Origin of the sequence: Thermogemmatispora sp., assembly GCF_019683635.1 — a bacterium.
In the GTDB taxonomy this organism is placed as follows: domain Bacteria; phylum Chloroflexota; class Ktedonobacteria; order Ktedonobacterales; family Ktedonobacteraceae; genus Thermogemmatispora.
Window position 1 is genome coordinate 1 of sequence record NZ_JADGIA010000224.1, and the last position, 8015, is coordinate 8015.

General features: G+C 60.6%; 6 protein-coding genes. All 6 read right to left on the reverse strand.

The genetic code is table 11. From position 1 onward, the window contains the following. Positions 1-172: 172 nt before the first annotated feature. Positions 173-1093 (reverse strand): carbohydrate ABC transporter permease, encoded by a 921-nt coding sequence (locus IRZ31_RS18445; RefSeq protein ID WP_112433685.1) that lies wholly within the window; start codon positions 1091-1093, stop codon positions 173-175. Next, positions 1090-2013: a sugar ABC transporter permease gene (locus IRZ31_RS18450; protein ID WP_297156355.1), complete on the reverse strand. Its 924-nt coding sequence runs from the start codon at positions 2011-2013 to the stop codon at positions 1090-1092. Before IRZ31_RS18450 ends, IRZ31_RS18445 begins: the two co-directional genes overlap by 4 nt. Positions 2014-2395: 382 nt before the next feature. Beyond that, complete coding sequence (locus tag IRZ31_RS18455) at positions 2396-3802, reverse strand: extracellular solute-binding protein (RefSeq protein ID WP_112433681.1); 1407 nt, start codon at positions 3800-3802, stop codon at positions 2396-2398. 756 nt (positions 3803-4558) lie between these two features. Continuing rightward, entirely contained in the window at positions 4559-5374 is an 816-nt protein-coding gene (locus IRZ31_RS18460; RefSeq protein WP_112433679.1) for an ATP-binding cassette domain-containing protein, read from the reverse strand. Between the two features lie 97 nt (positions 5375-5471). Then, positions 5472-6569, reverse strand: a complete 1098-nt coding sequence (locus tag IRZ31_RS18465; protein WP_297156359.1) for an ABC transporter permease — start codon at positions 6567-6569, stop codon at positions 5472-5474. 219 nt (positions 6570-6788) lie between these two features. Further along, a complete protein-coding gene (locus tag IRZ31_RS18470) occupies positions 6789-7832 on the reverse strand; it encodes an ABC transporter substrate-binding protein (RefSeq protein WP_189362232.1) in 1044 nt (347 codons plus the stop codon). Positions 7833-8015 lie beyond the last annotated feature (183 nt).

The following is an 8015-nucleotide window of genomic DNA, read 5'->3' on the forward strand; positions in this document are numbered from 1 at the left end:
CCATAGCGCCAGCAGAGAATCCTAGAGAAAAAGCCCTACCCTTCCAGCCAGGCTTTGCACCCACCCACAGCCGCCCAGACAACAAGACAAGAGACGAGAGCAGGCCGAGAGCTGCCGTAGCCACAGCTCTCGCCTGCCCTCATCCCTCTTCTTGCCGGGCAGACACCTCAGACTAGCCCTTGACCGAGCCGGCCAGAATGCCACGGATAAAGTAGCGCTGCAGCGCGAAGAAGATCACCAGCGGCAGCGCCATCGACAGGAAGGCCGCCGCCGTCAGCACCTGGTCGTTCTCGCCATAGGAGCCAACCAGGCTGGCTATGGTCAGGGTCATCGGCGCATTCTGCGGATTGCCTCCCAGGAAAATCAAGGCCACCAACAGATCGTTCCAGACCCACAGGAATTGAAAGATCACCAGCGAGGCCAGCGCCGGCAGCGAGAGCGGTAAGACAATGGTCCAGAAGAGGCGGAAATTCGAGGCTCCGTCGACATAGGCCGCCTCCAACAGATCCCGCGGCAAAGCGGCGAAGAAATTGCGCAGCAAGAAAATGGCAAAAGGCAGCCCAAAGGCCGTATGAGCCAGCCAGACCGCTGCATATTGCCCCGTCAGCCCAATGTTGGTAAAGATCTGCAACAACGGTACCAGAGCAATCTGCAGAGGAATGATCTGCAAACTGATGATCAAGAAAAAGATAGTATTGCGTGCCGGAAAACGCATCCAGGCGAAAGCGAAGGCGGCAAAGGAGCCAATCAGCGCCGGCAGGATGGTACTCGGCACCGCGATAATCACGCTATTGATAAAGGCGCGGCCCAGGCCCTGGGCCGTGATCACCTGGACATAGTTCTGCAGCGTGAACTGCCACGGCGGCAGAAGCGCCGTCCACCAGCCCGTCGTCGAAATCAAGCTGGGAGGGCGGAACGAGCTAATTAGCAAGCCCAGCGTCGGCAGCGACCAAACGACAGCGATCAGCAGGGCGATCACCGTAATGACCTGCTCGCTCAGGCGGCGCAGCCAGGCCCGGCGCCTGGACCGCGGGCGGCGACGGGCTGTCGCCAGAGCTGGGATCAGCGGCTGCTGTACCTGCTCTCCGATCATGCCTGGCCCCCTTCCTCCAGCTGGATACGGCGAATATTGAGGTACATCACTGGCAGAATCGCCAGCGTCAGCAAAACCGCCAGGGCACTGGCCAACCCATAGTCGCCAAAGGTAAAGAGCTGGCGATAGAACTCGACCGCCACTACATCGGTATTGTAGTTACCACCTGTCATCACATAGACGATATCGAAGGTCTTCAAAATGTTGATGATCATGGTGGTGGTCACTACGCCGATGGTCGGGCTAATCATTGGCACGATCACCCGCCAGAAGAGGACCCAGCGATTGGCCCCATCGATGCGCGCCGCCTCCACAATCTCATCGGGAATTCCCTTGAGCGCCGCCGAGAAGACCACCACACAGAAGCCGGTCCACATCCATACATAGACAGCGATCAAGGCAAAGGTATTGACACTGGTGTTGACCAGCCAGGGCTGCGGAGGCAGCTTGAAGAAGACGAGAATGGCGTTCAGCAGCCCAATCTGCGTCTGATCAGGAGGACGATAGAGGTAGACCAGGCGCCAGATGATACTGGCGCTCACCATCGAGATCGCCATCGGAATAAAGAGCGCCGACTTGACCAGACCCTCGACTTTAAGGCGATCCACCAGAACAGCAATGACCAGGCCCAGCCCAACCGTCAATAGGGTGCCGAAGAGCAACCAGAGCAGATTGTTCTTGAGCACACTCAGCATATCGGGATCGGTAAAGATAGCCTGATAGTTTTTGAGGCCAACAAAGTGTGTCGAATCGGCGCTTTCGAAGCTGAGCTGAATGGTGTTGATGAAGGGGTAGATGAAAAAAAGCAGCAACAACAAGACTGCCGGGGCAATCCAGGCCCACGCCTCCAGCGGCAGACGCAGCCGGCGCCGGCGCGGGCGCATCGTCAGCGGAACAGCCTTCTCAATGGAGAGATCCATAGCAGTCGCTCACTCCCTTCGTCCCATGCTGCTAACAAAACCAGACGACAAGACAACCAACCCGGCGCAGTCACCCAACCCAGGCGGAGCGTGGACCCGGCTTTCCCGCGCAATCAGCCCCCCTTCCCCCCTCCAGAGAAGGAGACGCCCGAGCGGGTCGGAGCGAGTCACCGCGAGCAAAGCCGCCAAACAAGACGAACAAGGCAGTCAGATAGCCAGCAAAGGCGAGAGGGACCGATCCCCTGCAGTGGCGATGCAGAGAGCGATCCCTCTCCTTTTCGGCTGCTTCGACTTCAGCGCTGCACGCTTTCCTTCAAGCGACCTCCGCCTGCCATAGCTGAAGCTCGGGGCCAGTCGGTCAGCTGCAATCGGCATCCCCCAGTCAGGAGGGGTAGAGGCGCGTTGCAGCATCCTCTAGCGAGCGGAGGATGCTATCGAGCTGCGAGGGATTCTGAATATAGGCCAGCAGCCCTTTCCAATACTCCTGCTCCATCGTCGAGGGCAGCAGATCATCCTGGCCCACACTGAAGTACTTCGCATTGAGCAGCAGCTCAGCGGTGCGACGAGAAACCGGATCAGGGTAGACGCTGAGTGGCACCTGATTGTTCACTGAGACAGCACCACCCTGCTTCGGCCAGATGCTCTGGCCCTCGGGCGAGGCCAGAAACTCCATATACTGGCGCGTCCCCTCGTTGTCGCGGAAAGCGGACAAGATATTGACAATGCCAGTCACCGCGTTCGCATACTGCGGATTAATCGTCGGGAACGGGAAAAAGTCGAAGTCGACGCCCGGCTGGATGCCGGGGAACTGCGTCTTGAGGAAGCTCGCTGTGAAGTCGCCAAGGAAGTACATATAGGCCTTTGGCGGATTCTCAAAGGGCAGATAGGCGGCATCCTGGAAATTGGTGGCCAGAATCGACTGCGGCGCCCCGCTGATATAGTGCTTACCATTGACGATCTCGCCAAAGAGCTGGAACGCCTGCTTGACGCTCGGATGAGTCCAGGGGATCTTATGATTGACCCACTGCTGCGACAGATCGGGGCCGTTGAGGCTCAGATAGATCTGGTCCACCCAGTCCGCCGCCGGCCAGCCAGTGGAGGAGCCGCCTTCAACCCCCAGCGACCAGGGATACTTGCCGCTGCTGGCGATCTTGTTCGAGAGGGCGATCATTTCGTCCCAGGTCTTGGGCGGCGTGTAGCCATTGGCCTTGAACTGCTTGGGACTGTACCAGACCGTGCTCTTGGTGTTGACACGCGGGATGACCGCGTAGAGGTGCCCGTTGTACGAGGCCGTATCGATCCAGATGCGCGCGTATTGCTGCTCTATCTGGCTCATATTGAAAAATCTGTCAAGCTGGAGCAGCTTGCCCTGAGCGGCGTACTGCTGGAACTCGGGCACGCTCGACATACCGGCCACATCGGGGGGATTGTTGCCACGCACACGCGTGCTGAGCACGGCCCGCAGATCGCTGGTCGGCTCAACATTGACCTTGATGCCCGTCTTCTGGGTGAAAGCTGTGTTGATGGCATTGAAGGCCGCCAGCTCTGCGCCACTGAGCTGGGTGAGCACATCGATCGAGCTGACCTTGGGCACATTGCCACTGCTCGTGTTCAACGTACCCGTGTTCGTGCCGCCGCAGGCCGCCAGAAGCGCCGTCGCCGCGCTCAGGCTCAGCCCCGCCGCTGTCGCCCGCTGCAGAAACTGGCGCCGATTGATGTTGCTGGTGGTCAGGTACTCCTCGACGAGCTGATCTAACTCCTTTCGTGCACGCCGATCATAGATGTTCATCACTCACCGACCTCCTCGTGCTGCAGGAGTATAGCGCAACCACAGAGAAGCTCCGCCGCTACCCTGTCGGCGTTGGCAGCGTGATAAGCCTCTGCACCCGCTCGCTAGCTGGCCTCGCACCGGTCTGGCCACCTCTCTCCAGAGCCAGAGCGGACCGGCACGCCGCAGTTTCTCCTCGCTCGCCGGTCGGCTCGCAAAGGGCATGCTCTCCAATGAGTAGCGGACAAGAAGAGATCAACTGACTCGACCACCCCGGACCGCAGCCGTAAAGCTCCCCCCACTGCTGCCCTACTGCCGTGCGTGGTCAGCTCTCTTGCTGCGACTGGCCAGAAGTGAAGGACCAGCAGGGGAGGCACAGCCTGCAGATAGGGTTCCGTCCAAAGGCGCTGTCTTACCTGGCCTGGCAATCAGACAGACAAGACAATGACGACCAGCTGCGAAGGGCGCTCGCTTCTCCTTGGCCACATCTCGTGAAACAGGGCGCGTGCTCTCTCTTCCCCGCCCACTGATGGCTTTAAAGCCCGGATATGCCCCGCTTCTCCCCTTGTTCCCCTCTCTTCACGAGAATGAGGATACCATAGCCAGATCCAGTTGTCCAGAGGATTTACCCTTCACATCTACAGAGCCAGTTTCAGTCAGCTTATACTTTTTTAGGACAATGCACCTTCTTCAAGAGATCAGCATATCTGTCGATCGTTCCCTATCTGCCTGCCGTCCAGGTTAGCCGCTGGATCAGCAAGCCTCTAAAGCCCGATCTCAGGCACGCTCGGCCCCCACCATCAGACCAACCAGCTCGTTGGTCGTGGTCTCGGCCACACGGCGCTCGCCCACCTTCTGGCCACGGCGCATGACTACCACACGATCGGCCACCGCGAAAACATCCTGCATGTTGTGACTAATCAAGATGACCGGCACGCCGCGGGCCCGCAGCGTGCGCACCAGCTCCAGCACCTTCTGCTGCTCCGCTACCCCCAGCGCCGCAGTCGGCTCATCCATGATCATCAGGCGCGCATTCCAGTAGATAGCCCGCGCAATGGCCACCGACTGCCGCTGGCCGCCCGAGAGCTGGCGAATGGGCTGGCGCAGATCGGGGATATGAATGTCGAGCTGTTCCAGCACGTGCTGCGTTTCTTGTAGCATATAGCGATCATCCAGCTCCTTCAGGAAACCCCAGCGGCGCCGCACTGGCTCGCGCCCCAGGAAGATATTAGCTGGGGCATCGAGATTCTCACAGAGAGCCAGATCCTGATAGATGGTCTCGATCCCGCGTCGACGCGCCTCCATCGGCGAGGCAAAACTCACCTCTTGCCCCTCAAAGAGCAACTGGCCGCCATCTGGACGATAGACGCCGGAAATGACCTTGATCAGCGTCGACTTCCCTGCGCCATTGTCGCCGAGCAGGCCCACGACCTCGCCGGGCCAGACCACCAGGCTGACATGATCGACAGCGACCAGGCCCCCAAAGCGCTTGACCAGATCGCGCACCTCCAGCACGGGCCGCGCGTCGGCAGCGCTCCCCAGTCCAGCCTGCTCGATTTCAGCCTTGGGCAGCTGCGCTTTCTCTTCAAGCATGGCACTCACTCCTCACACTCTGAAGCAACACCGAGAGAGCCAGGCGGAACGGCATCGCCTGGGCAGACAGAGACAAGACGCCCCAGGCCGCGCCGCACTAGCGATTGAGAACGCGCGCCTTGGCCTGATCCATGAGAACCGCCAGGATGATGACGGCCCCGATCGCCACGAATTGCCAGTAGGGATCGATGCCAATGATCACCAGCCCGTTCTGAATGACATAGATGATCAGGGTGCCGATCAGCGTCCCCACCATCGTGCCCTCGCCTCCAAAGAGCGAGGCGCCACCGATAACGACCGCCGCGATCGAATCGAGCAGGAGAGGATCGCCGGCGTTGGCATCACCGTTAGTGAAGCGCAGCACGTAGAGCACGCCAGCCACCGAGGCCAGGAAAGCCGAGAGCATATAGAGCTTGAGCGTCTGCCGGGCCACCGGGATACCAGCGCGGCGCGCGGCCTCCGGCGCGCCCCCCAGAGCATAGGTATGACGGCCAAAGCGCGTGCGGCTCAGCAGCCAGTAACAGAGAAGAAAGGCCACGATGGCCACGATCAAAGGAAAAGGCAGGATGGAGATGAGATCGCGCGGCCTGGCCCCCGGCGGCAGCAGCGGCGCATGGAGCCAGGAGAAGCCCACCGCCGGGTGATAGTAGAGCAGATAGCCATTGCCGATGTCGCCCACCCCGGGGATCTGCACACTCACCGGCTGCCCGCCGCCTGAGAAGATAAAGCCCAGGCCGCGCGCGATGCCATACATGCCGAGAGTGGCGATAAAGGGCGGCACGCGCAGGCGCCCAATCAGGATGCCGTTGACCAGCCCGGGCAGGGTGCCAACACCGAGGGCAATCAGGATGCTCAGTGGCAGCGCCAGCCCCAGACCCAGCGGCAACCGGCCTACAAGCGCATTGAGCACTACCGCCTCAATGACTGCCGCAAAGCCCATCGTAAAGCCGGTCGAGAGATCGATCCCCGCCGCGATGATGACAAAGGTCTGTCCCAGCGACATCAGCAGCGCCAGCGCCATATCGTTGGCGATGGACTGCAGATTGAGGAAGCTAAAGAAGCCAGGACCAGTCAGCGAGAAAAAGAGGAGGAGCAGCAGCAGAAACAGCCAGGACCAGAAGCGGCTGACAATCTCTAACGGACGGCTCTTGACCCTGGCCGCAGGCAGAGCCAGCTGCTGGACCATCTTCGCCATCGGGTTCCCCTCCTTTCGGTACTGTGCGGCTGAGCAAGCAGATAGGACAGCTGGATCGCAATCTCTCTCCCGGGAAGCCAGCCCGCGCGAGCTACCTGCGCCCGCCCGGCCCACGGGGAGAGGGTCGAGGAAGGCGCCGGCGCGAGCGCGCAGGCCGGCCCGTCAGGTCAGCCCACCCGTCTCGCCGGCACCATTGCGCCCCTGCCTTTCCCGGCCTGTCTAGCTACTCTTGTAGATAGCCGCCTGGGCCTCGGGCGTATCGACGTTATCGCGGGTAATGATCACGTAGCCGGTGGGGACTCGTTTCTGAATGGCGCCCATGTTGCCCTTGAGCGCATCAACGGCATACTGGACGCCGATGCTGCCCATGTCGGCGGGCTTCTGGGCGATGACGATGTCGACGACGTTGTTCTTCAGGTCGACGATGGCCTGCTCGGGGGCATCGAAATTGGCGATCTTGACCTGGCCCTGCTTGTGGGCATTTTTGACCGCCTGGGCCGCGCCTTCCGAGCCATAAATATTGGTGCCGAAGATACCGGCCAAATCGGGGACGCGCTGCAGCATGGCCGTCGTCTGTTCGGCGGCCTTGGCGGCGCTGTCGCCATTGAAATCGACGCCAACCAGGGTGACAGCCCCATGCGTCGCCTCAATGGCCTCCTTGCAGCCTTGCTCGCGCTGGTCGGTGGTGCTTGTGCCAGGAACCGTATTCTGGATGTAGACTTTGCCATGACCGCCGATGGCCTTGATGAGGGCCTCGCCGGCGATCTTGCCACCCTGAACGTTATCGGAGCCAATGTACGAGAGCGGGAAAGTCACCGGCCCATGCACATAATCGCCATCGCCAATATAGGTGTCGACGGTGATGACTTTGATGCCCGCGTTGCTGGCCTGCTGCAGCGGGGCAATCATGGCCTGCTTATCACAAGGGGCAATGATGATGGCATCAACTTTGCGGGCCATATAGGCGCTGACGATGGGAGTCTGGAGGGTAGCGCTCCACTGCGAGGGGCCATCAACGAGCAGGGTCACGCCCAGCTCTTTGGCTTTGGCCTCAGCCCCTTTCTGCATGGTGATGTAGAAAGGGTCACCTTTGACGCCTACAATGAGGGCCAGCGTATAGTTGCTGCTGCCAGCACCTCCGCTGGTCGCGGCGCTGCCGCCACAGGCCGCCAGCATCAGCCCGCCAGCCGTGGCCAGGCTAGCGCTCAAGAAAGCTCGCCGGCTCAGACGATACTGCTCTGCCGTGAAGTCGCGCATCCGCATAGCGTTTCGCTCCTTTGCTGGCCTGACTGTCAGCATGCTTCCGTTGCCTTATCCCCTCAAAGACTGCGAGGGGAGATGACAGCCCAACGAACGAGCACGATCCGTAGAGACTCCGGCCCAGCCCAGCCCGGCCCGCCCCAGCCCCCGGAGCTGAAAAAAAAAATAAACAGGCCCCGGAATATA

Bases quoted from the DNA above. Each gene is read 5' to 3' on its own strand.
- IRZ31_RS18445 (WP_112433685.1), bottom strand. From the start codon at position 1,093: ATGATCGGAGAGCAGGTACAGCAGCCGCTGATCCCAGCTCTGGCGACA.
- IRZ31_RS18465 (WP_297156359.1), bottom strand. From the start codon at position 6,569: ATGGCGAAGATGGTCCAGCAGCTGGCTCTGCCTGCGGCCAGGGTCAAG.
- IRZ31_RS18460 (WP_112433679.1), bottom strand. From the start codon at position 5,374: ATGCTTGAAGAGAAAGCGCAGCTGCCCAAGGCTGAAATCGAGCAGGCT.
- IRZ31_RS18470 (WP_189362232.1), bottom strand. From the start codon at position 7,832: ATGCGGATGCGCGACTTCACGGCAGAGCAGTATCGTCTGAGCCGGCGA.
- IRZ31_RS18450 (WP_297156355.1), bottom strand. From the start codon at position 2,013: ATGGATCTCTCCATTGAGAAGGCTGTTCCGCTGACGATGCGCCCGCGC.
- IRZ31_RS18455 (WP_112433681.1), bottom strand. From the start codon at position 3,802: ATGAACATCTATGATCGGCGTGCACGAAAGGAGTTAGATCAGCTCGTC.